The sequence below is a fragment of the Phaeobacter sp. PT47_59 genome, from assembly GCF_028890025.1.
Classification (GTDB): Bacteria; Pseudomonadota; Alphaproteobacteria; order Rhodobacterales; family Rhodobacteraceae; genus Phycobacter.
Map to the genome: position 1 here is coordinate 32,633 of NZ_JARCJL010000013.1, position 24,521 is coordinate 57,153.

The window sequence follows — 24,521 nt, forward strand, 5'->3', positions numbered from 1 at the left end:
GTGTGCCCCGGCTTGACCAGCCCGGAACCACCGCCCCTGCCCGCCACAGGCTGCCTTTGCATATGGGGCGCGCAGATTGCAGTTTTCCCCGCCCGACAATTCCTTTAAGCTGCGGCAAAACAACAATGGCAAGATCTGGGGGGATCGGGTGTCACGCTACGACAGATACGTGCTGTCGCAATACCTGCTGTTCTTCGGCTTCTTTGCGCTTATTCTTGTTGCTGTTTTCTGGTTGAACCGGGCCGTTGTCCTGTTCGACCGGCTGATCGGTGACGGACAATCAGCCCTGGTTTTCCTGGAATTCACCGCCCTGACCCTGCCGAATCTGGTACGTATGGTGCTGCCGGTCGCCGCCTTTGCCGCTTCGATCTGGGTCACCAACCGGCTGCACAGCGAAAGCGAGCTGACGGTGCTGCGCTCGACCGGATCGAGCCCCTGGCAGATGGCCCGACCTGCTCTGGCTTTCGGGCTGATCACCGCGCTGATGATGTCGGCGCTGACCCATGTTCTGCTGCCCGCATCGATCAGCCAGCTGGAAGTCCGGGAACGGGAGGTCTCCCGCAATGTCACGGCCCGGCTTCTGACCGAAGGCAATTTTCTGCACCCAACCAAGGGCGTGACCTTCTACATTCGCCAGATCGATCCGGACGGCACGCTTCGCGACGTCTTCCTCTCCGACCGCCGCGACCCCGATCGTGCCGTGACCTATACCGGCGCGCGGGCCTTTCTGGTACGCGACGAGGACCGCGCGCATCTGATCCTGGTGGAGGGCATGGCCCAGCGGCTGGATGCCAAAACGCGCAGGCTGTCGACCACCGTGTTTTCGGATTTTTCATACGATATCAGCGAACTGACCAAGAAGACGGAAAACCCCATCCGCAATATCCGCGCCATTCCCAGCCTTGAGCTCTTGACCGCGCGCGCAGAGGTGACCGCAACAGATGGCTATTCTGCCGGCACCCAGAGCGAAGAGCTGCATCTGCGCTTTGCCCAGGCATTGATCTGCGTGGTGGTGGCACTGATCGGGTTTTCCACCCTCATGCTGGGGACGTTTTCGCGCTTTGGGGTCTGGCGGCAGGCGCTTTTGGCCTTCCTGTTGCTGATCCTGGTCGAGGGCATGCGCGGGGTGGTGTCAGACCCGGTGATCAAGAACCCGGACCTGTGGCCGCTGATCTACCTGCCTGCGCTGATCGGGCTTTTCTTTGCGCTCGGGTTTCTCTATCTGGCCAGCCATCCCGGCCTGATGCATTGGCAGCGGCCCTCCAAACCGGGGGATCACCCGGCATGAAACTCGATCTCTACTATGCGCGCAGGTTCGCCCAGTGGTTCTTGATCATTACCAGCGTCTTGATGACCCTGGTGATCCTGATCGACCTCAACGAACAGATTCGCCGGTTTGACAGCCTGGAGCTGGGCGCGGGCCGGTTGATCGGGCTGACCCTGCTCAATGCGCCCGCGGCCTTCAGCGAGTTCCTGCCGCTGATCATGATCCTCTCCACCATCGTGCTGTTTGTCGGCCTGGCGCGCAGCAGCGAGTTGGTGGTCACACGGGCGATCGGGCGATCGGGTCTGCGCGCCCTGGCCGCTCCGGTGATCGTGGCGGCGCTGATCGGTGTTCTGGCGGTCAGCATGCTCAACCCCATCGTGGCGGCGACCAGCAACCGGTTCAAGGCGCTCTCCGACACCTATCGCAACGGTGGCCCGGCGGCACTGTCCCTGTCCGGCGAAGGGCTGTGGCTGCGCCAGGGCAGCCCGGACGGGCAGTCGGTGATCCACGCCCGCGGCTATGGCAACGATGAGGCCGAGGCAGGCAATGCGGAGAATATCACCCTGTTTGACGTCACCATCCACGATTACGCGCCCGGCGGCGGCCCGATCCGCTATATCATTGCCGAAAGCGCGCGCCTGCAGGGAGAGGACTGGCTGCTGACCAAGGCCAAGGTCTGGCCCTTGACGATCGGCCTCAACCCCGAAAGCATCGCTGCCGAACATGACGTGCTGATCCTACCCACCACCCTGACCAGCGAGCGCATCCGCGACACCCTGGGCACCGCCGAGGGCATTTCCATCTACGACCTGCCGGCAACGATCCGGGATCTGGCCGCTGCCGGCTTTTCCACCAAACGCTACGAGGTCTGGTACCAGGTCGCATTGGCACGGCCCTTGTTCCTGGTGGCAATGGTGCTGGTCGGCGCCGCTTTCACCATGCGCCACACGAGGTTCGGAGGCACGGGCCTGGCGGTGCTTACGGCGGTGCTGCTGGGGTTTGGGCTTTATTTCATCCGCAATTTTGCGCAGGTTCTGGGCGAGAACGGCCAGATCCCGGTGGCCCTCGCCGCCTGGGCGCCTCCGGTGGCCTCAATCCTGCTGACGATGGGACTGCTTCTACATGCCGAGGACGGATAACATGCGCCGCGCCCTTCTCAGCCTTGCGCTGCTGCCCTGGCTTGGCCTTGGCGCCCCCACCCGGGCAGAGCCCCCGGCCGGAGCAGAGAGCGCTTCGGCCCCGGCCATGCTGGTTGCCGACCGCGTCTTCATCACGCCCCAGCGGATTCTCGTGGCCACCGGCAATGTGGAGGCCTTTCAGGGCGATGTGCGCTTGCGGGCGCAAAAGATCACCTATGATCAAAGCAATGGGACGCTGGAGATCGCGGGCCCGATCCGCATCGATCAGGGCGGCGATGTCACCATCCTGGCCAGCGCCGCCGAAATGGACCGTGATCTGCAGAACGGCATCCTGAGCAGCGCGCGCATGGTGTTCAAACAGCAGCTGCAACTGGCCTCGCTGCAGATGACCCGCGTCAGCGGCCGCTATACGCAGCTTTACAAAACCGCCGTGACCTCCTGCCATGTCTGCGACGACGGGCGCCCGCCCCTGTGGCAGATCCGCGCCGAACGCGTCACCCACGACCAACTGGCGCAACAGCTCTACTTCGAGAATGCCCAGCTGCGCGTGCTGGACGTGCCCGTCTTCTATTTTCCGGGCATCCGCCTGCCGGATCCGACCCTGGAGCGCACCACCGGTTTTCTGATCCCGTCGATCCGTACCACCTCGAACCTTGGGTCAGGGGTGAAAGTGCCCTATTTCTTCCGGCTGGGCGATCACCGGGACCTGACGCTCAGCCCCTATATCTCCGGCAAGACCCGCACCCTGGAGGGGCGCTACCGCCAGGCCTTCCGGACCGGCCGCATCACTATCGAGGGCGCCCATACCCGCGACGACCTGCAAACGGGTGAAAGCCGTGGCTATATCTTCGCGCAGGGGCAGTTCGAGCTTCCCAAGGGCGTGAACCTGGACTTTGATCTGAAAACCGTCTCGGATGATGCCTATCTCGCCGATTACGGCCTGCAGGATCTCGACCGGTTGCGGTCAGAGGCGACCCTGACAAAGGCCCGGCGCGACATGCTGTTGCGGGCCGGCGTCTATCACTACAAGACGCTGCGCGACAGTGAACAGCAGGAGTTCATTCCCTCCGCCATCGCTGATGTGACCTATCAGCAGCGTTTCTCCCCCGGGCGCCTTGGCGGTGAGATGCGCCTCAGCCTCGAAGGCCACGGCCATCGCCGCCAATCGAACCTGACAAGCATCGGCCCTCTGCCGCAGGGACGCGATGTGGCGCGGCTGACGGCGGATGTGGACTGGCGCCGCAACTGGCGGCTGGCCTATGGCATTGTCGCCGAATGGCAGGTCGGAGCCGCAGCGGATGCCTTTTCGGTCTATAACGACGCCAATTTCGCCAACTCGGAAATCCGCCTTGCGCCGCGCAGCGCGCTGACCCTGCGCCTGCCGATGAGCCGCCGCAGCGCCGCAGGCCACAGCACCTATCTGGAACCGATCGTGCAACTGGGCTGGCGTGACGTCACCGGCGAAGCGGTGCCGGAAGACGAAAGCGGCTTTGTCGAGTTCGACCAGGGTAATCTCCTGGCCCTGTCCCGGTTCCCCGCCATCGACGCGCGCGAAGAGGGCCTGACCCTGGTCTATGGCTTCAACTGGGCCCGCTACTCCACCAGCGGCTGGCAGGCCTTCGCCACCGTCGGCCAGGTCATCCGGCAGGATGCAGACCCGAGGTTCACCAAGAGTTCCGGTCTTGGCGGCACCAGCTCGGATCTGCTGCTGGCAGGCCAGTTGAGACTGAGCGAAGATCTGTCGCTGACAGCGCGCGGCCTGCTGAACGGATCATTGAACTTTTCCAAGGCGGAATTCCGCGGCGACTGGCGGCACAGCCGGGCCACCGTCGCCGGCACCTACCTGTGGCTGGGCACCGACCCGGCGGAAGGGCGCAGCGAGGAATCATCGGAAATGTGGTTCGACGGGACCTACGATATTTCCCCCTCCTGGCGCGCCAGTGCCAGCCTGCGCTACGACATCTCCGACGCCCGCGCCACCCGGGCCGGGTTCGGCCTTGCCTATAGCAACGAATGCGTCACGGTCGACGTGACGATCAACCGGCGCTATACATCGACAACAAGTCTTGAGCCTTCGACCGATTTTGGGTTTACCATCGCGTTGAACGGGTTCTCCGTGAACAGCGGCAACAAGAAGTACAGGCGATCATGCAGCAATACTTGACCTATCGGCATCTGGCCTCTCTAACACACCGCAGCCTGCGCGTTGCGAGCCGCCCTGCCGCAGCCGTTTTGATCTGCGCCGCGTTGCTGGCGTCTCCCCAACCTGCCCCTGCCCAAGGGCTGTTCTCGCCGGCGATCACCGTCGATGACGCGGTCATCACCCATTACGAGCTGGAACAACGGGCACGGTTCATGGCCGTCCTGCGCGTCCCTGGCGACCTGATGGAGGCCGCGCGCAAGGAGCTGATCAACGACCGCCTGAAACTGGTTGCCATGGAAGAGGCCGGAATTGCGCCCAGCGAGGACGAAATCACCACCGGCATGACCGAACTGGCGGGACGGGCGAATCTCTCCTTGAACGAATTTCTCTCGACCCTGCAGGAAAACGGTGTCGATCCTGAAACCGTGCGCGATTTTTCCCGCGTGGGCATCGGCTGGCGCGACCTTGTCAGCGCCCGTTTCCTGGCCCGTGCCCGCCCCACCGAGGCCGAGATCGACCGCGCCATGGGCCAGGCGGGATCCGGCAGCGTTCAGGTGCTGCTCTCGGAAATCATCCTGCCCATCAATGAACAGAATGCACCTCAGGTCGAAGACCTCGCCCAGCAGATTGCGGCCCTGACCACGCGCGCGGCCTTTGCCGCCGCCGCGACCCAGTATTCCGCCGCCCAAAGCCGCGAGCGGGGCGGCGAATTGAACTGGATGCCGCTGACCAAACTGCCGCCGCAGCTGCAGCAGGTGGTGCTGGCCCTCTCGCCCGGGGACATCACCGAACCCCTGCCCCTGCAGGGGGCGGTCGCCCTGTTCCAGATGCGTGGCCTGCGCGAGGTCTCTGGCCGTGCGCAACGCTTTGCAGCCATTGAATATGCCGCCTACTACCTGCCCGGCGGGCGCAGCGCCGCGACCCTGGCCAAGGCACAAGAGATCATCGAGGGCACCGATACATGCGACGATCTCTATGGCGTCGCCAAGGGGCAGGACCCATCGGTTCTGGACCGCGTGAGCCTCTCGCCGGGTGAGATCGACCGCGACATCGCAATTGAACTCGCCAAACTGGACCCCGGTGAAACCTCCACCGCCGTGACCCGCAACAACGGTGAAACCCTGGTGCTCCTGCGCCTGTGCGGGCGCACCGCGGAACTGGGCGAAGGTGAAAGCCGGGAAACCGTTGCCAATGCGCTGACCGCACAGCGGGTCGAATCCCTCTCTGCAAGTTACCTGGAACAGCTGCGCGCCGACGCCCGGATCGAGGACAAATGACCCCGCCACGCCCGGTTGCGATCAGCTGCGGCGAACCGGCGGGCATCGGCCCTGAAATCGCGGCCAAGGCCTGGGCCGCCTTGAAGTCAGAGCTGCCCATGCTGTGGATCGGCGATCCGCGGCACCTGCCTGCAGACACCCCCTGGCAAGAGGTTCAGCGCGCGGAAGAGGCCGCGCGGATCTGCCCCCATGCCCTGCCGGTGCTGCACCTGCCCTTTGCTGGCTCTGCTGACTGCGGCACTGCCGATCCCAGAAATGCCCCCGGCGTGATCGCAGCGATCGAGACCGGCGTCGCGCTGGTGCGCTCTGGTGCCGCTGCGGCGCTCTGTACCGCGCCGATCCACAAGAAGGCGCTGATCGACGGGGCCGGTTTTGCCTATCCCGGCCATACCGAGTTCCTCGCCCATCTGGCGGGGCGCGCGCGGGTGGTGATGATGCTGGCAAGCGAACAGCTGCGGGTGGTCCCCGCAACGATCCACATTGCCCTGTCAGAGGTGCCGAAGGCTCTGACCCCCAGCCTGCTGCGCGAGACCATCGCCATTACCGCCGACGGGCTGCGCCACCAGTTCGGCTTTGCCCATCCGCGCATCGCCATTGCCGGTCTCAACCCCCATGCGGGCGAAGGCGGTGCCATGGGACCGGAGGAGATCGACTGGATCGCGCCTTTGATCGACCAGTTGCAATCGCCCGAGATGACCCTGACCGGCCCACATCCGGCGGACACGCTGTTTCACGCCGCCGCCCGCGCCCGCTATGATGCGGCGATCTGCATGTATCACGACCAGGCCCTGATCCCGATCAAGACGCTGGATTTCGACCGGGGCGTCAACGTGACCCTGGGCCTGCCCTTCATCCGCACCTCGCCCGACCATGGCACCGCCTTCGATATCGCCGGAACCGGGCAGGCAAACCCGTCCAGCATGATCGAAGCGGTGAAAATGGCGCATCGCATGGCCATCTCTACAGGCAGCTGACCGCCCGCCCCCCTTGCCATCCTCCCGGTTTTCGCCGCATAGGAGGGAACATGAGCCAGATCGACACCCTGCCCCCCCTGCGCGAGGTCATCGCGACGCACCAGCTATCCGCCCGCAAATCGCTGGGCCAGAACTTCCTGTTGGATTTGAACCTCACCGCCAAGATCGCGCGGCAGGCCGGGGACCTGACGGGCTGCGACGTGCTGGAGATCGGCCCCGGCCCCGGTGGCCTCACCCGTGGTCTTCTGGCCGAAGGCGCGCGCCGGGTGCTGGCGGTGGAGAAAGACAGCCGCTGCCTGCCTGTCCTGGCCGAGATCGCCGCGGCCTATCCGGACCGCCTGCAGGTGATCAATGGCGACGCGCTGGAGATCGACCCGCTGGAATACCTGACGCCGCCGGTGCGGGTGGTGGCAAACCTGCCCTATAACGTGGGCACCGAACTTCTGGTGCGCTGGCTGACACCGAAAGCCTGGCCGCCCTTCTGGCAAAGCCTCACGCTGATGTTCCAGCGCGAGGTCGCCGAACGCATCGTGGCCCAGCCCGGCTCCAAGGCCTATGGCCGCCTGGCAATCCTGGCGCAGTGGCGGGCCGATGCGCGGATCGTGCTTTCGCTGCCGCCCGGCGCCTTTACCCCGCCGCCCAAGGTCAGCAGCGCCGTGGTGCATCTTGATGCGCTGGCCGAGCCCCGTTTTCCTGCGGATGCCGCGGTGCTGTCGCGGGTTGTGGCCGCCGCCTTCAACCAGCGGCGCAAGATGCTGCGCGCCAGCCTCAAGGGGGTCTCTCCCGATATCGAGGAACACCTGGTTGCCGCGGGCATCGCCCCGACCGAACGCGCCGAACAGGTCAGTCTTGAGGCCTTCTGCGCCCTGGCCCGCAGCCTGAAACCGCTGGGTTGACCCAGTTTTCTCAATAAAAAAACCCCGGCGCCCAACAGGGCGACCGGGGGTATTCATCTCGCTTCCGAGCTGCGCTTATTCAGCCGCCTCTGCCGTGTCTTCCGGTTTCGGCTTGGGCTTGGCCCGGCTGCGTGCGGGTTTCTTGGCGGCGGGCTTTTTCTCGCCCTCTTCGGCAGCGGGCGCTGCAGCTTCAGCCGATTGCTCCCCATCCGCAGGCTTCTTGGCCGCGGGTTTGCGGGGCGCGCGCGGTTTGCGGGCCGGTTTGTTGGAAGCAGCGTCATCTCCGCCCCCCTTGCTTTCGGGTGTTTCCACCAGACCGCTGTCCTGATCGTGGCCTGCATCCGCTGCTGCGCTTTCGCGCGGGTCGATCACATCGGGCTGCGGAGCCTCGGCGGGATCCTGTGCCCTGGCCGCGGCCTCACGCTCCTGGCGTTCCAGTCGTTCGGCGCGCTCGCGGTCGCGTTCGGCCTGGCGTTCGCGGTTCTGGCGCTCCTGCTCCTCGCGGCGCGCTTCGATCTCGCGCTGTGCTTCATTGAGAAGGCGCAGATAATGTTCGGCGTGCTGCTGGAAGTTTTCCGTGGCAACGCGGTCATTGCTCAACTGGGCATCGCGCGCCAGCTGGTTGTATTTGTCGATGATCTGCTGCGGCGTACCGCGCACCTTGCCTTCGGGGCCGGAGCTGTCAAACACACGATTGACAACATTGGCGCCATTTGCAGGACGATTCCGGTTCGACTTGGAGCGCGAACGTGATTTTGACGATCTCATATGCCTAACGTCAGCCTTGATTTAATGCGTCGTAGCCCCCTTTGTGCGCAAGCTTTGCGCCGGGTCATCGACAATTTGGGCTTGATGTCGCCGGGAGGCACGAGCGCCTCACTCCGCAAGCGACAGTTTGAGTAACCATTTTCCGCGCCCCCATACAAGGGGCACCGGGCGATTTTCGCCTCTTTTTCTTTCTAAAGTCCGAATTTTTTCGGTTCTGCCCCAGTTATTCCGGCCGAATGCCGCAGACAACCCGGTCGCGCCCGTCCAGATCCGGCAGGATTTGCACGGCCTCAAGCCCTGCTGCGTTGAAAAGATCAGCAACCGCAGCCCCCTGGATCGGGCCGATTTCGACCATCAGCCGCCCGCCGACCACAAGATGCTGCATCACATCCGACAGGATGCTGCGATAGGCGCCAAGACCATCTCCGCCATCGGTCAGCGCCATCTCGGGCTCATGGCTGCGCACCTCTGGCGCAAGGTCCGCCATTTCCGCCACCGCGATATAGGGCGGGTTGGAGACAATCAGGTCAAAGCTGCCGCTTACTGTGGATAGCCAGTCGGACTGGCGGATATCGGCGCGCTCCGCAACCCCGTGCAAAACCGCATTGGCGCTGGCCTGCAGGCAGGCGGCCTCGCTCAGGTCCACGCCCAGGCCCGTGGCCTCGGGCCGTTCTGCCAGAAGCGTCACCAGGATACAGCCCGAGCCGGTGCCCAGATCCAGAACACGCCGATAGGGGCGCGACAGGGCCGCCTCGATCAGGGTCTCGGTCTCGGGGCGCGGATCCAGGACATCACCGGACACCTTGAAACGGCGCCCGTAAAACTCCCGCTCGCCGATCAGATGCGACACCGGCACCCGGATACAGCGCAGCGCGATCAGCTGTTCGTAGCGGTCCGCCACCTCGGTCGACAGCTCTTCCGGGGCAATCAGGGTGACCCGGCTGGCTTCGATCTTGGCCGCATGGGCCAGAAGCACCCGCGCATCTCGGGCCGGATCCGGCACCCCCGCGGCGCGCAGCCGTGCCGCCGCCGCCGCCATGGCCTGCGCTGCGGTTCCGCCTGACAGCTCCACCCTATTGGCCCATCTCGGCCAGCATGCGGGCCTGATCGTCTGCTGTCAGCGCATCGATGATCTCATCCAGGTCGCCCTGCATGATCTGATCCAGCTTATAAAGCGTCAGGTTAATGCGGTGATCGGACATGCGTCCTTGCGGAAAGTTATAGGTGCGGATCCGTTCAGACCGGTCGCCCGACCCTACCTGGCTTGCCCGGCTGGCCGAGCGTTCGCTGTCGATCCGCTGGCGCTCCAGATCGTAAAGCCGGGTGCGCAGCACCTGCATGGCGATCTCGCGGTTGCGGTGCTGGGATTTCTCGGAACTGGTCACCACGGTGCCCGTGGGCAGGTGGGTGATCCGCACCGCGGAATCGGTGGTGTTGACGTGCTGCCCGCCCGCGCCCGAGGATCGCATGGTGTCGATGCGCAGGTCGTTGGGATCGATGGTGATATCCACGTCCTCTGCCTCGGGCAGGACTGCCACGGTCGCGGCCGAGGTATGGATGCGGCCACCGGATTCGGTCACGGGCACCCGCTGCACCCGGTGCACGCCGGATTCGTATTTCAGGCGGGCAAAGACGTTATCGCCCTTGATATGGACGGTGACTTCCTTGATGCCGCCAAGTTCGCTGGCCTGTTCTTCCAGGATCTCGAACTTCCAGCCACGTGCCTCGGCATAGCGCTGGTACATGCGCAGAAGGTCGCCTGCGAACAGGGCTGCCTCATCGCCGCCGGTGCCCGGACGGATTTCCAGGATCGCCGGGCGCGCATCGGCCTTGTCCTTGGGCAAGAGCGACAGCTGCAAGTCATGCTCTGCCTCGGGCAGCGCCGCCTTCAGGGCGGGCAGCTCTTCCTCGGCCAGTTCCTTCATGTCGGGGTCCGACAGCATCGCCTCGGCCTCCTCCATGTCGGACAGGAGCTTGCGATAGGCAACAACCTGCTCGGCCACGGGTTTCAGCTCGGAGTATTCCTTGGCCAGCGCCGCAATGTCCCCGCCGCTGGCGCCATCCGCCATTGCGGCTTCAAGGTATTGGAACCGTTGCAGGATCTGCTCCAGCCGATCTTCGGGTACCATTGGGAAGGCCTATCTTGTTTCGCTCGTATCTGATCGCCGACACGGATGTTTTGGTCCGGGCCGCGCCTTGTGATATTCTAGGGCCATGCAATATGCCAGATCTGTTCTTTTGTCTGCGGTGATCTGCGGCGCCCTGTTTGGCGGTCCTGTCTGGTCCGATGTCATCGGGCCGGGCGGCAAGACGATTGACTGCTATTGCACGGATAGGTCCGGCGCCCGCGTCGAATTGGGAGAGTTCCGCTGTCTCTTCGTCGACGGGCGCAGCTTCATGGCGCAATGCCAGATGTCACTCAATGTGCCGATGTGGCGCGAGGTGCGCGCCGATTGCCCCTCGGCCAGCTTGGAAGAGACCGCTCCGGCAGCGCCGCTTTCCGTCCTGCCCGCCTCGCTTCCCCGGCTCTAGCCGCCATCCGATCAGGCGCCATCCGCGCCGCGCGTCAGCGCGGCGCCCGGCCCAACGGGAGCGGTGCATGCCCCATGCACCTGCGACGGGCGGGAGCACCCGCCTGCCCATATCACATCAGTTCGACGCACTCGCACTGTCCTGCATGTCCATCTGGGCCAGCCAGCCATCGATCCGCGCCTTGTTGGTGCCCAGATCCGAACGGCCAAAGCGCAGCCGCGCATAGACCTTCAGCAATTCGCCATCCTGGCGCGCCGTGGTGTAATCGGGAAAGCCGAACAGCTTGGTGCGGGTCACATAGGTGGCCATCTGGTCCTCGACCGAGCCGGCCAACAGCTTGGTGCGCGGCGCCTGGCCGACGATCCGGTTGAAGCGCTCCAGCCCATCCGGCCCGGTGCGCACCACCCGGAAGACGCCGCCACGGAACTCCTTGTCCTCGGAGAGCTCCGGTTGGGTGTTCCAGTCCAGGGGATCAGAGGGTGCCAGGCGGATAAAGCCCAAGACCACCACGACGACCGCCAATGCAATCCAGCCCAACATCATCACCCGTCCCATGTACTGTCCAGTCCCCGCCATCCCCTGCCCGCGAAGGCCACCGGGATCCCGGGTGCGCTCCGCCTGCCTATTTCGTCGTCACACCCGGCAAGACACAGATCAGCTCGTAGAGCAGGTTCGCCGCCGTCAAAGCCGTGTTGCCCGAAGGGTCATAGGGCGGCGACACCTCAACCAGGTCACAGCCCACGATATTGAGCCCTTTCAGGGCGCGGATCAGCTCCAGCGCCTGCGGTGTCGTCAGCCCGCCGATTTCGGGCGTGCCGGTGCCCGGCGCATAGGCCGGGTCAAGACTATCGATATCATAGGTCACATAGACCGGCCTATTGCCGATATCGCGACGTATTTCCGCACCCATGTTGTGGAGCTGCCGCCCCCAGAGTTCCTGCGCCGGGAAGTGCTGGAACCCCCAGGACTGGGCCTCGGCAAAATCCTGCGCCGAATAGCCGGTGCCACGAATGCCGATCTGATAGGTCTTGTCAGGAACGATCAGCCCTTCCTCATAGGCGCGGCGGAAGACGGTGCCATGGGTTTCCTTTTCCCCGAACATCTCGTCATTGACGTCGGCATGGGCATCCACATGCACCAGCGCCACGGGGCCGTATTTTGCAGCAATCGCCCGCAGGATCGGCAGGGTGATCGAATGATCGCCGCCCATGGCGACCGGAATGGCCGAGCCCCCCAGGATGGCCGCATAGCTGTCCTGGATGATGCGCAGCGAATCCTTGAGCGAGAAGGTGTTGATCGCCAGATCGCCGATATCGGCGATGTTCAAACTGTCAAAGGGCGCCGCTCCGGTGGCCATGTTATAGGGCCGCAGCATGGCGCTTTCGGCACGGATCTGCTTGGGGCCGAACCGGGTGCCCGACCGCCAGGAGGTGCCGATATCCATCGGAATGCCCAGAACCGCCACATCGAGGCCAGCCAGCGAGGTCGCCTGCGGCAGGCGCATATAGGTGTTGGGCCCGGAGAACCGCGCCAGATCGTTGCCACTGATCGGTTGATTGAACTCAGACATTCTCTGCTCAGCCACTCTTATTTGTCATGTTCCAGCCCAGAAGGCAGATGATTTCCATCGCCACATGAGCGCCCGCAATCGCCGTGGCGCCTGTGGTGTCGAACGGAGGCGAGACCTCCACCACATCGCCGCCCTTGATGTTGATCCCGGCGATGTCGCGCAGGATCCGCGCCGCTTGCGCCGAAGTCAGCCCACCCCAGACCGGCGTGCCGGTGCCCGGCGCATAGGCGGGATCCAGGCAGTCGATGTCAAAGGTCAGGTAGGTGGGGCGATCGCCCAGGATCTCCTTGATGCGGCGCGCGGTCTCTGCCGGGCCGATCTCATGCACGGTGGGGGCGTCGATGATATTGACGCCCAGCGTGTCCTCATTGGTGGTGCGGATGCCCACCTGCACCGAAGTCTTGGGATCCACGATGCCGGACTTCACCGCCTTGTAGAACATGGTGCCGTGATCCACCCGGGTGAAATCGTCATCCTCCCAGGTGTCGGTATGGGCATCGAAATGGAGGAGCGAGATCGGTCCGTATTTCTCGGCATAGGCGCGCAGGATCGGAAAGCTGATGTAGTGATCGCCGCCCAGGGCGACCGAGGCGGTATCGCTGTCCAGAATGCCCTTGATATGAGCCGTCAGGGTATCCGGAAAGGCCGGCACATTGGCGTAATCGAAGGCGAGATCGCCATAATCGGCGATGGCCAGCTCGCTAAGCGGACAATAGCCCCAGCCATAGGGCGCATCGGGGCTTTGCAGCAGGCTCGCCTCCCGGATGGCGCGCGGGCCAAGGCGGGTGCCGGGGCGGTTGGTCACCGCCTGATCGAAGGGCACGCCGGTCACGGCAATGTCAGCACCGCTCAGATCCTTGGTGTAGCGGCGGCGGGCAAAGGAGGGCGCGCCGCCGAATGTGTTCTCGAAACTGAGGCCCTTCAGGTCTTCGCGGGTGAAGGCCTGATCCACCTGGGTCTTTGCGTCTTCTAGTGCCATCGGGCCTGCTCTGCTGTTGTTAACCCTGTTTCAGCCGGGAATACCCGACTGATCGGCCCTTGTCACCACTTCCCGCCGATATCAGCCGACCGGCTGCGCGCGCTCCACCAGACGGGCAAAGAAAGAGGCGCCGATGGGGGCGATCTCGTCGTTGAAATCATATTTCGGATGGTGCAGCCCGGCAGTATCGCCCTGGCCGAGGAACAGGTAGGCGCCGGGGCGCGCCTCCAGCATGTAAGAGAAGTCCTCGGCGCCCATTTCGCGCCCGCCTTCGGCCTCCACGGCGCCCTCACCGGAGATTTCGCGGGCAACCTCGGCGGCAAAACCGGTCTTGGCGGGCTCGTTGATGGTGGCGGGATAACCCACCTCGTAATCCAACCGTGCTTCAACGCCGTAGCTGGCCGCCTGGCCTGCGACGATTTCCTCCATGCGGCGCATCACCATCTTCTGTACCTCAGGGTCGAATGTGCGCACGGTGCCGTTGATATAGGCGGTATCCGGGATCACGTTGTCCACGGTGCCGGTGTGGATCTGGGTCACCGAGACCACCAGATCCTGCAGCGCATAGTGGTTGCGGCTGACGATGGTCTGGATCGCCTGGGCAATGCCGCAGGCCGCCATCACCGGATCGCGGGTCTCATGCGGCATGGCACCGTGGCCACCCTGCCCCTGGATATGGACGTGAAAGGTATCGACCGCCGCCATGATCGGCCCGGGCGTGGTCAGGAAGGCGCCCACGGGCAGACCCGGCGCATTATGGAGCGCGTAGACCTCGTTGATGTCGAACCGCTCCATGATGCCTTCCTCGACCATGATGCGGGCGCCGCCGATGGCCTCTTCCGCGGGCTGGAAGATCAGCGCAACGCGGCCAGAGAAATTGCGCGTCTCCGCCAGGTATTTCGCCGCGCCCAAGAGCATGGTGGTATGCCCGTCGTGACCGCAGGCATGCATGTTGCCCGCATGGCCGGAGACATATTCGACGCCGGTTTCCTCGGGGATCGGCAGCGCGTCCATATCGGCGCGCAGGCCGATGGTCTTTGCCCCCGGTGCATCGTATCCCTGCCCGTTGATGATCGCCACCATGCCGGTCTCAGCGATGCCTTCGTGCAGCTCGTCCACGCCGAACTCACGCAGTCGCTCGGCCACGAAGGCGGCGGTCTTCGGCAGGTCCAGCGCCAGTTCCGGGATCTGGTGCAGATGGCGGCGCCATGCGGTCATCTCGGGGGCAAAATCGGCGATACGGTTGACGACCGGCATGGGGTGGACTCCTTGGTCAGACTCGGGATGATGCATGTGACACCGATCAATGGGCAGCTGCAATGGCCGAAACAGACCTCATCCACGACGAAACCGCCGGTATTGAACGGCTTTTGCAGATCATGCGGCGCTTGCGCGATCCCGAAACGGGCTGCCCCTGGGATGTTGCACAGGATTTCAGCACCATCGCGCCCTACACGATCGAGGAAGCCTATGAGGTCGCCGATGCGATCGAGCGTGACGCCTGGGATGAATTGAAGGGAGAGCTGGGCGATCTTCTGTTCCAGTCCGTGTTCCACGCGCAGATGGCCGAGGAGGCCGGGCATTTCACCTTTCAGGATGTGGTCACCACCATGTCCAACAAGATGGTCAGCCGCCACCCGCATGTGTTTGGCGAGGAGTCGCGGGACAAATCGCCCGAACAGCAGACCCGCGACTGGGAGGCGATCAAGGCCGCAGAACGGGCCGAAAAGGCACAGAAAGGCACCCTGGATGGCGTCGCAGTCGGCCTTCCGGCACTGCTGCGGGCCTACAAGTTGCAAAAACGCGCCGCAAGGGTTGGGTTCGACTGGCCCGATGCCTCACATGTCATCGACAAGATTAGGGAAGAAGCCGCCGAACTGGTGGAGGCGCGCGATAGCCTGACCCAGGACGCGGTAGAGGAGGAATTCGGCGATCTGATGTTCGTCATGGCCAATCTTGGCCGCCACCTGGGCGTCGAACCCGAGGCGGCGCTACGCCGCGCCAATACGAAGTTCATCCGCCGTTTCGAAGGCGTCGAAGCCCGCCTGGCTGCCCTGGGCAAGCGGCCCGAGGACAGCAGCCTTGAAGAAATGGACGCGCTATGGGATGCCGAAAAGGCAGCCCAGCGCGCCAAGACTGCCTGAGTGCGACTGACATAGATACGGGAAAACCATTTTCATGACTGCACGCAAGATCATCATCGATACCGACCCCGGCCAGGACGATGCCGTTGCCCTGCTCTTGGCGCTGGCCAGCCCGGACGAGCTGGATATCCTCGGCATCACCTGCGTGGCGGGCAATGTGCCGCTGGAGCTGACGCAGAAGAACGCCCGCATGATCTGCGAGGTCGCGGGCCGCACCGATGTTCCGGTGCATGCGGGCTGCGAGGCGCCGCTTTCGCGCCCGCTGGTCACGGCGGAACATGTGCACGGCAAGACCGGCCTTGATGGGCCGGAACTCTGGGAGCCGAAACTGCAACTGACCGAAGGCCATGCGGTGGATTTCATCATCCACAGCCTGCGCCGCCATGCGCCGGGGTCGGTGACGCTTTGCCCGCTGGGACCACTCACCAATATCGCCAGCGCCATTCAGAAAGCCCCCGACATCGTCAAGCGCATCAAGGAGATCGTGCTGATGGGCGGCGCCTATTTCGAGGTGGGCAATGTGACCCCGGCCGCCGAATTCAATATCTACGTAGATCCCGAGGCCGCCAAGGTGGTCTTTACCTCGGGCGTGCCGCTGGTGGTGATGCCGCTTGATGTCACCCACAAGGCGCTGGCGACCCGCCCCCGTGTCGAGGCGATCCGGGCCCTGGATAGTCGCGCGGGCCATTTCACCGCCGATATGCTCGATTTCTTCGAACGCTTCGATGTGGCGAAATACGGCTCGCAAGGCGGCCCGCTGCATGATCCCTGCGTCATTGCCTACCTGTTGCAGCCCGAGCTGTTCACAGGTCGCAACGTGAACGTGGAGATCGAAACCCAGTCGGAGCTGACCCTTGGCATGACCGTGGCCGATTGGTGGGGTGTCACCGACCGCGAGCCGAATGCCATGTTCATGGGCGATGTGGATGCGGACGGGTTCTTTGCGCTGATCACCGAACGGCTTGCCCGGCTATGAGCGCCGCGCTGCACCTTGCCAAGCCCGAGCACCTGGGTACGCTGCTGCCGCTGGTGGCGGCCTTTCACGGCGAGACAGGGATCGACAGCATGGAAGCCCAGCGCGAGGCGGCCATTGCGCCGCTCTTGCAGGGGATCCCCTATGGCGCGGTCTATATCATCGGCCCCACCCGCGCGCCCATCGGCTATATCGTGGTGACCTTCAGCTGGTCGGTGGAGTTTGGCGGCATGGACGGCTTTGTGGATGAGATCTACATCCGCCCCGCCGTGCGCGGGCGTGGCATCGCCACGGAAGTGCTGACCGAACTCCCGAAAACCCTGGCCGAAGCCGGGATCACCGCGCTGCACCTTGAGGTCGACCGGGAAAACGAGGCCGCCCAGCGGCTTTATGCGCGGGCCCGCTTTGCGCCCCGCGAGCGTTTCATGCTGATGAGCAAGATCCTCACATCCTGAGACGCAGCGACACGATAGGGCCTTTGCACTCCGCACTCACCTGGCTCGATGATTATTTTTTCATCCCTTTGATCCAGAACAGATCAGGCTGTTGAAAGCGCTGCGATACTCCCCGCCAGACCACCGACCAAGGAGTGCACGAATGAAGACCAAGATCATCGCCAGCGCCACTGCTGCGCTTCTGGCCTTGGCAGGCTGCGATGGCTTGACCAGCAATCAGCGCAAGGTTGTCGCCATCACCGGCGGGGCCGCTGCCGGTCTGATCGCCGCCGATGCCCTGAATGCCAACAAGAACTGGCGCATTGTCGCGGCTTTGGCGGGGGCCGCGGCAGGCACCGTGGTTGCCCAGAACCACAACAGCGGGGCCTGCGCCTATGCCCGCGGCAATGGCACCTTCTATCAGGCGCCCTGCCCCTAGGCCCGCTTTTGCCGCATCTCCTTGACCGGCGCGCCGCCACGGGCTAGCCAGGACCCAGCTGGAAAACGCAAGGCCGGTACGGTTATCCCGGCCCTTGCAGGGGAAATCTTCGCACATCGGTGAGGCTGCCCTGCAAGAGTTAGTCGGAGCAGCCTTTGCCGCCCGAACCCACAGCAACCCCATCGGGGTGCTGTGGTGAACTCTGACCTGAACGCACACACCCCTGTCATGCCTATCGCGAACGGAGTGCGTCTCATGCCTCATACCAAAGCAACGGTCCTATTGGCCCAGTTCTTCATTGCCCTGATCATGGCCTTCCTGATGACCGGGATCTTCACGGGTATTCCCACGGGATTTGCCCCCGGATGGGTCAGCGTTTGGCTGCAGCGGTTCGTAATCGCCATGCCCATCGCCTTTGTGCTGTCTCTGGCTGTGGGTCCCATCGGCTTTTTCCTTGCCAGCCGACTGATCCGCATCCTGATGCCGTCACGTGACGCCGGATGAAGCCTGCATGGAAACGCAAAAGGCCCCGGTGATATCGCCGGGGCCTTCTGAGCGATCTATGTGACCGATCTTACTTCAGGATCGAACGGCCTGCATATTCGGCCACTTCGCCCAGCACCTCTTCGATGCGAATGAGCTGGTTGTATTTCGCGAGCCGGTCGGACCGCGCCAAGGAGCCGGTCTTGATCTGGCCGCAGTTGGTGGCAACGGCGAGATCGGCAATGGTGGCATCCTCGGTCTCGCCCGAGCGGTGCGACATCACGTTGGTGTAGCGGGCGCGATGCGCCATATCGACGGCACGCAGGGTTTCAGTGAGCGAGCCGATCTGGTTCACCTTCACCAGCATGGAGTTCGCAACGCCGCGGGAAATACCATCGGCCAGACGCGCCGGGTTGGTCACGAAGAGGTCGTCGCCCACCAGCTGCACCTTGTCACCGATCTTGTCGGTCAAGAGTTTCCAACCGTCCCAGTCATCCTCGGACATGCCATCCTCGATCGAGATGATCGGGTAATCCGCAACCAGCGCCGCCAGATAGTCGACGTTTTCTTCGGATGTCAGGGTCTTGCCCTCACCGGACAGCACGTATTTTCCGTCCTTGAAGTATTCGGTCGCGGCACAATCGAGCGCCAGGTAGATGTCCTCACCGGGGCGGTAGCCTGCCTTTTCGACCGACTTCAGGATGAAATCCAGCGCCTCGCGCGAAGATCCGATGTTGGGAGCAAAGCCGCCCTCGTCACCGATCCCGGTGGAAAGACCCGCAGCCGACAGCTCTTTCTTCAGGGTGTGGAACACCTCGGCGCCCATGCGCACGGCGTCGCGGATGTTCTCCGCTGCCACCGGCATGATCATGAATTCCTGGATGTCGATCGGGTTATCCGCATGTTCGCCGCCGTTGATGATGTTCATCATCGGAACCGGCAGAACCCGCGCCGAGGTGCCGCCCACGTAGCGGAACAGCGGCTGGGTGGTGAAATCGGCTGCGGCCTTGGCCACGGCCAGCGACACGCCCAGGATGGCGTTTGCGCCCAGACGGCCCTTGTTGTCGGTGCCGTCCAGCTCGATCATGGCAGAGTCGATGGCGACCTGCTCGGTCGCGTCAAAGCCGACCAGCTCTTCGGCGATCTCACCGTTGACGGCGGCGACAGCTTCCAGCACGCCCTTGCCCATGTAGCGGGATGTGTCACCGTCACGCTTTTCCACCGCCTCATAGGCGCCGGTAGAGGCCCCCGAGGGCACGGCGGCGCGGCCCATGGTGCCGTCTTCCAGAACAACGTCGACCTCGACGGTCGGGTTGCCCCGGCTATCGAGGATTTCTCGGGCGTGAATGTCGATAATGGTGCTCATCGGTCGGTTCCTGACTGTGGCAATTGGTTGCCAGCGTCATAGCAGCCGCGCGCCAATTGTAAACCAGTCTCGTTATCGCTAACGTGCGCTATTTCGCCCCTTTAGGGCTAACAATTCTCTGTTTGCGCCAACAGTTTTCGGCTCTGGCGCTCAGGCCTGGGGGCTGGATGCGCCAGCGCGGGCCAGGCGCCGCTCGCGCAGATAGGTATAAAGCCCCGACGCGATGATCAGCCCGGCCCCGGCCAGGGTCATGGCATCGGGGCGTTCATTGAAGATGATGACGCCGACAAGGATCGAGAAAACCAGCCGCGAATACCGGAACGGGGTCACCGCCGAAGCATCGCCGATCCGCATGGCGGTGACAATCCCGTAGTAACCCAGCACGCCGAAGACCACCCCGCCCAGCATCATCAGCCCTTCCTGGCCCGCCAGCATGCGCGCCTCCCCTGGCGTCAGCAGCAGCAACAGCGCCCCCGCCGGAATCACCGCGGCAAAGGCCTGAAAGCTGACCACAGTGGAGGGCACCGCACTGTCCATCACCCGTGTCAGAAGGTCCCGCCCGGCCACGGTCACGACAGAGACCAGCACCAAAAGTGCCGCCGGTTCAAACCCCGCAAGGCCCGGACGGATGATCATCAGAACCCCGGCAAACCCTGTCAGGATAGCGCTCCAGCGCCGCCAGCCGACCTGTTCGCCCAGAAACAGCGCCGCCCCCATGGTGATCACCAGTGGGGTGGCCTGGAACACTGCCGCCACCACCGAGATATCCACCAGCGCCAGCGAGGTGGCAAAGCTGACCGCCGCCACCGCTTCGGTAAGGGCACGCAGCATCGGCAGCCGCCGCCAGGCGCGCGCAGCCAGGATCCGGTGCCCCTGCCACTTCGCCAGCACCGCAAAGACCGACCCGCTGCCAATCCCCAGAAAGATCAGGATCTGCCCCACCGGCAGTTGCTCGGACAGGGATTTGATGAACATGTCCTCCAGGGTGAAGGCCGCCATGGCGCCGATCACCAGAAGAATGCCGTTGACGTTGTTCATGAGCGCGCCTCCTGCCGGACAGACCCCGTCGCCTGCACGAGGTTTCACCGGGCATGCCCAGAGTGAACCGGCTCGGCAAGCGATTCCGCGACATGGGAAGCGCACAAGTTGTGATGTTAATCATCACGCAGGCTGATGGATGCCCTGCGCTCAGCTCTCTTTCTTGATCGGCACGCCATAAAGTTCAAGCTTGTGCCCTTTGAGCTGATAGCCCAGCTTGGCGGCGATCTTTTCCTGCAGCGCCTCGATTTCGGGGTCGCAGAATTCGATCACCTCGCCCGAGTTGATATCGATGAGGTGGTCGTGATGCTCGCGGTCGGCATCCTCGTAGCGGGCGCGCCCATCGCCGAACTCCAGCCGTTCCAGAATGCCGGCTTCCTCGAACAGCTTTACCGTGCGATAGACCGTCGCCAGTGAGATCCCCGCATCCAGCGCGCTGGCACGGGCATATAGCTCTTCCACATCCGGATGATCATCGCTGTCCTCAAGCGCACGCGCGATCACGCGGCGCTGGCCGGTCATGCGCAGGCCCTTGGCCTCGCAGCGGGCGATAATCGATTCTGGCATCGCGGTCCTCTCCGGTTTCTGGCTCCCCTGTTTAACGAAGGAACCCAGGCGCGAAAACCGACAATTCGCCCGCCTTTTCCCTGCAACTTCCCTGCAACGCGCCCTCTCGTGCCCGCTCGTGCCATTGACATTTCCCGCCCGCGGTCCCATGTGGCTCTCAAGGCATCCCTCCCTGCCGCGTGAGCAGAGACGGCCCGGTCGCACCTGAGCTGCGAATGATCCCGGCGTCTAGTGATATGCCCCGAGTTCCCAAAATCACGCGTGGGGCGTTTGCAGAGGCCAGCGGCCTGGCATCCGGCCAGCCCCCGCCCGAGGTCCCTGCCCCACCATTTCCGCGCCCGGACCGTATCCGGGGGCGCGGCACCGGCTCTTTGCATGTCGCAGGGGCCGCGAAAGGACGACAATTGACTGAATTCTCCACCATGGGGCTGCCCGAGCAGCTTCTTTCCCGCCTCGATGCAATGGGTCTGAAGGATCCGACCCCGATCCAGGCGCGCGCCATTCCCCATGCGCTCAATGGCGAAGACGTGCTGGGCCTGGCGCAGACCGGCACCGGCAAGACCGCCGCCTTCGGCATTCCGCTGGTCACCCGCATGCAGGACTATGGCCGCAAACCCGCCGCCAAGACCGTGCGCGGCCTTGTGCTGGCGCCCACGCGCGAGCTGGCCAACCAGATCGCCGCCACCTTGAAGGACCTGACCGAGGGCACCCCGATGAAGGTGGGCCTGGTGGTCGGCGGCGTGTCGATCAACCCGCAGATCCAGCGCATCGCCCGCGGCACCGATATCCTGGTGGCCACCCCCGGCCGCCTGCTTGATATCCTGGACCGCGACGCGCTGGACCTTGGCTCCTGCGATTTCCTGGTGCTGGACGAGGCCGACCAGATGCTGGACCTTGGCTTTATCCATGCCCTGCGCAAGATCTCGGCCCTTCTGCCCGAAGAGCGCCAGACCATGCTGTTCTCGGCCACCATGCCGAAGCAGATGAACGAGATCGCCAACTCCTACCTCAAGCGCCCTGTGCGCATCGAGGTGACCCCTCCGGGCAAACCCGCCGCCAAGGTGACGCAATCGGTGCATTTCATCGCCAAGGCGGAAAAGCTGAACCTGCTGAAGGAGCTGCTGGCCGAACACAAGGACGAGCGCACGCTGGTCTTTGGCCGCACGAAATACGGCATGGAAAAGCTGATGCGGGTGCTGGAAAAGGCCGGTTTTGCCGCCGCCGCGATCCATGGCAACAAGAGCCAGGGGCAGCGCGAACGTGCGCTTGCCGCCTTCAAATCCGGTGATGTGAAGGTGCTGGTCGCCACCGATGTGGCGGCGCGCGGCCTGGATATCCCGGACGTGAAATACGTCTACAACTACGAACTGCCCAATGTGCCGGATGCCTATGTGCACCGGATCGGCCGCACCGCGCGGGCGGGCAAAGATGGTCAGGCGGTGGCCTTTTGTGCCCCCGATGAAATGGAAGAGCTGAAGGCGATCCAGAAGACCATGAAGATCACCATCCCGGTGGCCTCTGGCCGCCCCTGGGAAGTGCTGCCCGACCCCGACGCTCCCAAGGGCCGTCGTGGCGGTCCCGGCGGCGGTGGCAAACCAGGCGGACGCCCCGGTGGCAACCGGCGGCGCCGGGGCGGCGGCGGAGGTCGTGGCAAGGGCCAGGGTGGTGGCCAGGGTGGTGGCCAGGGCGGACATCAGGGTGGCGGACAGCGCCGCCGCTCGAGCTGATCGGACACCCCAGTCCTCATGAAAGCCGCTGCGCCCCGCGCAGCGGCTTTTCCATTTTAGATCAGATAACTAACCTACTCGCCTCAAATCGGCCCAGACCGGCAAATGGTCCGAGGCGATATGCGCAGGCTGCGCCTTGTGCACCCCGGTGCGCACGGCCTCCAGCCCCTCGCTATGGGCAATCCGGTCCAGGGCGCCCAAGGGCCTGAGCGCCGGAAAGCTCGGCAGGGGCGGCAGAAAGCGCATCATCGGGGCCAGCCGGTCCAAGACCGAGCCGCGCGACCAATCGTTGAAATCCCCACCCCAGACCATCGGCATATCAGTCCATGCCTCGCTGTGCTGCGCCAGATGCAGCACCTGCGCCCGCCGCGCCCGGCCCGTCAGCCCCAGATGGGCGCCCACCACACGCAGGGGGCCGATCGGCGTGTCAAAAGCGGCCCAGACCGCGCCGCGCGGCTCCAGCCCCGGCAGATCGATATGGCCCTTGCCCAGTAGAGAGATGCCCTGCCCTTTCCAGATCACCGCATTGCCGTGCCAGCCAAGCGAGCCCGCCCCGCCCAGATCCACATCCCGCCAGCCCGCCTCCTCCAATACGAAATGCGGCAGGGCTGCCGGGCGGGGCGGCAGGCGCTTGTCGGCCTCCTGCAACAGCACGATGCGGGCGCCGATATCCTCCAGCACATTGAGAATGCGCCGGGGCTGCCGCCGCAGGTCCAGGCCGACACATTTCTGGATATTGTAGCTCGCCAGGCGCAGCGTGGGCTCAAGCATGGGCGCTCCTTTCCCGATCCAGTTTTCAACGCCCCGATGCAGGGCGCAAGGCAAGATCGCAGCATGTCTCGCATTGGTGCGGCACGGCGCGTCATGCTTGACACGCCCTCGTGCCAAGCGGCTGATGCGGGCATGACAGAAAAGAGATCCATGGATGCCGCAGGCGCGGTTGCGCTCACCGGCTTTGCCGCCCTTCTGGGCTTCAATCAGGTGGTGATAAAACTCACCAATGGCGGTTTTGGCCCGGTGTTTCAGGCCGGCATGCGCTCGCTTGTTGCACTGGCGGTGATCCTGCTCTGGGTCTGGCTGCGCAGATCCCGCTTGCGCCCCGAGGCGGGCCTGTCGCCGGGGATCCATGTCTGGGGGATCGTGGCGGGGCTGTTGTTCAGCATCGAATTCCTCTGCCTGTTCTGGGCGCTGGATGTCTCATCGGTGTCGCGGGTCACCATCATCTTCAACTCGATGCCGGTCTGGCTGGCGCTGGCCGCGCATCTGTGGCTGCCCGGAGAGCGGCTGAGCCGCCTGCGCGTCACCGGCCTGGCACTGGCCATGGGCGGGGTGGTGCTGGCGGTGCTGGATCGGGATGCCAGCGGTGCATCGGTGCTGGGCGATGCCCTGGCGCTGACTGCCACCCTGTGCTGGGCCGGGATCGCCTTTTGCCTGCGTGTGACGCCCCTGTCGCGGGTGCCGCCGGTGATGCAGCTGATCTATCAACTGGCGGTCTCGGCGGTCGTGCTTCTGGCGCTGGCGCCGCTGTTCGGCCCGCTAATGCGCGCGCCCGACATGATGCATATCGCCGGTGTGCTGTTTCAGGCCGTGGCCATTGCCAGCCTTGGCTATCTTCTGTGGTTCTGGCTGTTCACCATCTACAAGGCGGGATCGGTCGCCTCCTTCAGCTTCCTGTCACCGGTGCTGGCGGTGCTGATGGGCTGGCTGATCCTGGGCGAGACACTCACCTACGAGGTCTGGCTCGCACTGGCGCTGGTGGCGGCCGGTGTGTTCCTGATCAACCGCCCCTGAAAGGCGACGGGGGT

25 protein-coding genes are annotated in these 24,521 nt (G+C 64.1%); 14 read left to right on the forward strand and 11 right to left on the reverse strand.

Annotation, left to right across the window (positions count from 1 at the left end; translation table 11 throughout):
- Positions 1–148 precede the first annotated feature (148 nt).
- From lptF to rsmA, 6 genes are read left to right on the forward strand one after another with little or no spacing between them, the layout of a single operon-like run.
- A complete protein-coding gene (lptF, locus tag PXK01_RS13175; protein WP_274849044.1) occupies positions 149–1,288 on the forward strand; it encodes an LPS export ABC transporter permease LptF in 1,140 nt (379 codons plus the stop codon).
- Entirely contained in the window at positions 1,285–2,406 is a 1,122-nt protein-coding gene (gene lptG, locus PXK01_RS13180; protein WP_274849019.1) for an LPS export ABC transporter permease LptG, read from the forward strand. The genes lptF and lptG overlap by 4 nt, the downstream gene beginning before the upstream one ends.
- 1 nt (position 2,407) lies before the next feature.
- Positions 2,408–4,570 carry an LPS-assembly protein LptD gene (locus PXK01_RS13185; protein ID WP_274860428.1) on the forward strand — a complete coding sequence of 721 codons (2,163 nt, stop codon included), beginning with the start codon at positions 2,408–2,410 and terminating at the stop codon, positions 4,568–4,570.
- Positions 4,555–5,826, forward strand: a complete 1,272-nt coding sequence (locus PXK01_RS13190) for a peptidylprolyl isomerase (protein WP_274860430.1) — start codon at positions 4,555–4,557, stop codon at positions 5,824–5,826. Before PXK01_RS13185 ends, PXK01_RS13190 begins: the two co-directional genes overlap by 16 nt.
- Positions 5,823–6,800 carry a 4-hydroxythreonine-4-phosphate dehydrogenase PdxA gene (gene pdxA, locus PXK01_RS13195; protein ID WP_274860431.1) on the forward strand — a complete coding sequence of 326 codons (978 nt, stop codon included), beginning with the start codon at positions 5,823–5,825 and terminating at the stop codon, positions 6,798–6,800. Before PXK01_RS13190 ends, pdxA begins: the two co-directional genes overlap by 4 nt.
- 50 nt (positions 6,801–6,850) lie before the next feature.
- The gene (gene rsmA, locus PXK01_RS13200) at positions 6,851–7,696 is read left to right on the forward strand and encodes a 16S rRNA (adenine(1518)-N(6)/adenine(1519)-N(6))-dimethyltransferase RsmA (RefSeq protein WP_274860432.1); all 846 of its coding nucleotides are present in this window, start codon (positions 6,851–6,853) and stop codon (positions 7,694–7,696) included.
- 75 nt (positions 7,697–7,771) lie between these two features.
- On the opposite strand, the gene PXK01_RS13205 is transcribed toward rsmA, so the two are convergent.
- From PXK01_RS13205 to prfA, 3 genes are all read right to left on the reverse strand, one after another.
- Positions 7,772–8,464 (reverse strand): DUF4167 domain-containing protein, encoded by a 693-nt coding sequence (locus tag PXK01_RS13205; protein ID WP_274860433.1) that lies wholly within the window; start codon positions 8,462–8,464, stop codon positions 7,772–7,774.
- Positions 8,465–8,687: 223 nt separating this feature from the next.
- Positions 8,688–9,503 carry a peptide chain release factor N(5)-glutamine methyltransferase gene (prmC, locus tag PXK01_RS13210; protein ID WP_274860488.1) on the reverse strand — a complete coding sequence of 272 codons (816 nt, stop codon included), beginning with the start codon at positions 9,501–9,503 and terminating at the stop codon, positions 8,688–8,690.
- Positions 9,504–9,537: 34 nt separating this feature from the next.
- Positions 9,538–10,593 (reverse strand): peptide chain release factor 1, encoded by a 1,056-nt coding sequence (prfA, locus tag PXK01_RS13215; protein ID WP_274849013.1) that lies wholly within the window; start codon positions 10,591–10,593, stop codon positions 9,538–9,540.
- 85 nt (positions 10,594–10,678) lie between these two features.
- Between prfA and PXK01_RS13220 the strand changes: the two genes are divergently transcribed.
- Positions 10,679–10,996, forward strand: a complete 318-nt coding sequence (locus PXK01_RS13220) for a hypothetical protein (protein WP_274860434.1) — start codon at positions 10,679–10,681, stop codon at positions 10,994–10,996.
- 117 nt (positions 10,997–11,113) lie between these two features.
- On the opposite strand, the gene PXK01_RS13225 is transcribed toward PXK01_RS13220, so the two are convergent.
- The 4 genes from PXK01_RS13225 to PXK01_RS13240 all read right to left on the reverse strand — a co-directional run bounded on the left by PXK01_RS13225 (position 11,114) and on the right by PXK01_RS13240 (position 14,802).
- On the reverse strand, positions 11,114–11,551 hold the full coding sequence (locus tag PXK01_RS13225; protein ID WP_274849011.1) for a DUF1499 domain-containing protein: 438 nt from the start codon (positions 11,549–11,551) through the stop codon (positions 11,114–11,116).
- Positions 11,552–11,618: 67 nt separating this feature from the next.
- Positions 11,619–12,566, reverse strand: coding sequence for an agmatinase (gene speB, locus PXK01_RS13230; protein WP_274849010.1), 948 nt, complete (start codon positions 12,564–12,566; stop codon positions 11,619–11,621).
- 7 nt (positions 12,567–12,573) lie between these two features.
- Positions 12,574–13,545: an agmatinase gene (gene speB, locus PXK01_RS13235; RefSeq protein ID WP_274849009.1), complete on the reverse strand. Its 972-nt coding sequence runs from the start codon at positions 13,543–13,545 to the stop codon at positions 12,574–12,576.
- Between the two features lie 81 nt (positions 13,546–13,626).
- A complete protein-coding gene (locus PXK01_RS13240; protein WP_274849008.1) occupies positions 13,627–14,802 on the reverse strand; it encodes a M20 aminoacylase family protein in 1,176 nt (391 codons plus the stop codon).
- 62 nt (positions 14,803–14,864) lie between these two features.
- On the opposite strand from PXK01_RS13240, the gene mazG reads away from it, so the two are divergent.
- From mazG to PXK01_RS13265, 5 genes are all read left to right on the forward strand, one after another.
- Positions 14,865–15,689 (forward strand): nucleoside triphosphate pyrophosphohydrolase, encoded by an 825-nt coding sequence (mazG, locus tag PXK01_RS13245; RefSeq protein ID WP_274860435.1) that lies wholly within the window; start codon positions 14,865–14,867, stop codon positions 15,687–15,689.
- Positions 15,690–15,723: 34 nt separating this feature from the next.
- Positions 15,724–16,665, forward strand: a complete 942-nt coding sequence (locus PXK01_RS13250) for a nucleoside hydrolase (RefSeq protein ID WP_274860436.1) — start codon at positions 15,724–15,726, stop codon at positions 16,663–16,665.
- Complete coding sequence (locus tag PXK01_RS13255) at positions 16,662–17,117, forward strand: GNAT family N-acetyltransferase (RefSeq protein WP_274860437.1); 456 nt, start codon at positions 16,662–16,664, stop codon at positions 17,115–17,117. Before PXK01_RS13250 ends, PXK01_RS13255 begins: the two co-directional genes overlap by 4 nt.
- Positions 17,118–17,259: 142 nt before the next feature.
- Positions 17,260–17,535, forward strand: a complete 276-nt coding sequence (locus PXK01_RS13260) for a glycine zipper 2TM domain-containing protein (RefSeq protein WP_274860438.1) — start codon at positions 17,260–17,262, stop codon at positions 17,533–17,535.
- A 255-nt stretch (positions 17,536–17,790) separates the two neighbouring features.
- The gene (locus PXK01_RS13265; RefSeq protein ID WP_274860439.1) at positions 17,791–18,039 is read left to right on the forward strand and encodes a DUF2798 domain-containing protein; all 249 of its coding nucleotides are present in this window, start codon (positions 17,791–17,793) and stop codon (positions 18,037–18,039) included.
- 70 nt (positions 18,040–18,109) lie between these two features.
- Here PXK01_RS13265 and eno read toward each other — a convergent pair whose 3' ends face one another.
- The 3 genes from eno to PXK01_RS13280 all read right to left on the reverse strand — a co-directional run bounded on the left by eno (position 18,110) and on the right by PXK01_RS13280 (position 20,989).
- A complete protein-coding gene (eno, locus tag PXK01_RS13270) occupies positions 18,110–19,384 on the reverse strand; it encodes a phosphopyruvate hydratase (RefSeq protein ID WP_274860440.1) in 1,275 nt (424 codons plus the stop codon).
- A gap of 150 nt (positions 19,385–19,534) precedes the next feature.
- Positions 19,535–20,422, reverse strand: coding sequence for a DMT family transporter (locus PXK01_RS13275; protein WP_274849001.1), 888 nt, complete (start codon positions 20,420–20,422; stop codon positions 19,535–19,537).
- Between the two features lie 150 nt (positions 20,423–20,572).
- Positions 20,573–20,989, reverse strand: coding sequence for a Fur family transcriptional regulator (locus tag PXK01_RS13280; RefSeq protein WP_274849000.1), 417 nt, complete (start codon positions 20,987–20,989; stop codon positions 20,573–20,575).
- Between the two features lie 404 nt (positions 20,990–21,393).
- On the opposite strand from PXK01_RS13280, the gene PXK01_RS13285 reads away from it, so the two are divergent.
- Positions 21,394–22,716, forward strand: coding sequence for a DEAD/DEAH box helicase (locus tag PXK01_RS13285; RefSeq protein WP_274860441.1), 1,323 nt, complete (start codon positions 21,394–21,396; stop codon positions 22,714–22,716).
- Positions 22,717–22,785: 69 nt separating this feature from the next.
- Here PXK01_RS13285 and PXK01_RS13290 read toward each other — a convergent pair whose 3' ends face one another.
- Positions 22,786–23,487, reverse strand: a complete 702-nt coding sequence (locus tag PXK01_RS13290; protein WP_274848998.1) for an endonuclease/exonuclease/phosphatase family protein — start codon at positions 23,485–23,487, stop codon at positions 22,786–22,788.
- A gap of 132 nt (positions 23,488–23,619) precedes the next feature.
- On the opposite strand from PXK01_RS13290, the gene PXK01_RS13295 reads away from it, so the two are divergent.
- Positions 23,620–24,507: a DMT family transporter gene (locus PXK01_RS13295; RefSeq protein ID WP_274860442.1), complete on the forward strand. Its 888-nt coding sequence runs from the start codon at positions 23,620–23,622 to the stop codon at positions 24,505–24,507.
- Positions 24,508–24,521 lie beyond the last annotated feature (14 nt).

What these genes read in the sequence shown, in the direction of transcription:
- PXK01_RS13255 (WP_274860437.1), top strand. Translation starts at nt 16,662, where the DNA reads ATGAGCGCCGCGCTGCACCTTGCCAAGCCCGAGCACCTGGGTACGCTG.
- prfA (WP_274849013.1), bottom strand. Translation starts at nt 10,593, where the DNA reads ATGGTACCCGAAGATCGGCTGGAGCAGATCCTGCAACGGTTCCAATAC.
- PXK01_RS13265 (WP_274860439.1), top strand. Translation starts at nt 17,791, where the DNA reads ATGCCTCATACCAAAGCAACGGTCCTATTGGCCCAGTTCTTCATTGCC.
- PXK01_RS13190 (WP_274860430.1), top strand. Translation starts at nt 4,555, where the DNA reads ATGCAGCAATACTTGACCTATCGGCATCTGGCCTCTCTAACACACCGC.
- PXK01_RS13280 (WP_274849000.1), bottom strand. Translation starts at nt 20,989, where the DNA reads ATGCCAGAATCGATTATCGCCCGCTGCGAGGCCAAGGGCCTGCGCATG.
- PXK01_RS13250 (WP_274860436.1), top strand. Translation starts at nt 15,724, where the DNA reads ATGACTGCACGCAAGATCATCATCGATACCGACCCCGGCCAGGACGAT.
- speB (WP_274849010.1), bottom strand. Translation starts at nt 12,566, where the DNA reads ATGTCTGAGTTCAATCAACCGATCAGTGGCAACGATCTGGCGCGGTTC.
- PXK01_RS13240 (WP_274849008.1), bottom strand. Translation starts at nt 14,802, where the DNA reads ATGCCGGTCGTCAACCGTATCGCCGATTTTGCCCCCGAGATGACCGCA.
- PXK01_RS13185 (WP_274860428.1), top strand. Translation starts at nt 2,408, where the DNA reads ATGCGCCGCGCCCTTCTCAGCCTTGCGCTGCTGCCCTGGCTTGGCCTT.
- PXK01_RS13205 (WP_274860433.1), bottom strand. Translation starts at nt 8,464, where the DNA reads ATGAGATCGTCAAAATCACGTTCGCGCTCCAAGTCGAACCGGAATCGT.
- PXK01_RS13225 (WP_274849011.1), bottom strand. Translation starts at nt 11,551, where the DNA reads ATGGGACGGGTGATGATGTTGGGCTGGATTGCATTGGCGGTCGTCGTG.
- eno (WP_274860440.1), bottom strand. Translation starts at nt 19,384, where the DNA reads ATGAGCACCATTATCGACATTCACGCCCGAGAAATCCTCGATAGCCGG.
- PXK01_RS13290 (WP_274848998.1), bottom strand. Translation starts at nt 23,487, where the DNA reads ATGCTTGAGCCCACGCTGCGCCTGGCGAGCTACAATATCCAGAAATGT.
- PXK01_RS13275 (WP_274849001.1), bottom strand. Translation starts at nt 20,422, where the DNA reads ATGAACAACGTCAACGGCATTCTTCTGGTGATCGGCGCCATGGCGGCC.
- PXK01_RS13220 (WP_274860434.1), top strand. Translation starts at nt 10,679, where the DNA reads ATGCAATATGCCAGATCTGTTCTTTTGTCTGCGGTGATCTGCGGCGCC.
- speB (WP_274849009.1), bottom strand. Translation starts at nt 13,545, where the DNA reads ATGGCACTAGAAGACGCAAAGACCCAGGTGGATCAGGCCTTCACCCGC.
- mazG (WP_274860435.1), top strand. Translation starts at nt 14,865, where the DNA reads ATGGCCGAAACAGACCTCATCCACGACGAAACCGCCGGTATTGAACGG.
- PXK01_RS13295 (WP_274860442.1), top strand. Translation starts at nt 23,620, where the DNA reads ATGACAGAAAAGAGATCCATGGATGCCGCAGGCGCGGTTGCGCTCACC.
- lptG (WP_274849019.1), top strand. Translation starts at nt 1,285, where the DNA reads ATGAAACTCGATCTCTACTATGCGCGCAGGTTCGCCCAGTGGTTCTTG.
- PXK01_RS13260 (WP_274860438.1), top strand. Translation starts at nt 17,260, where the DNA reads ATGAAGACCAAGATCATCGCCAGCGCCACTGCTGCGCTTCTGGCCTTG.
- pdxA (WP_274860431.1), top strand. Translation starts at nt 5,823, where the DNA reads ATGACCCCGCCACGCCCGGTTGCGATCAGCTGCGGCGAACCGGCGGGC.
- rsmA (WP_274860432.1), top strand. Translation starts at nt 6,851, where the DNA reads ATGAGCCAGATCGACACCCTGCCCCCCCTGCGCGAGGTCATCGCGACG.
- prmC (WP_274860488.1), bottom strand. Translation starts at nt 9,503, where the DNA reads ATGGCGGCGGCGGCGGCACGGCTGCGCGCCGCGGGGGTGCCGGATCCG.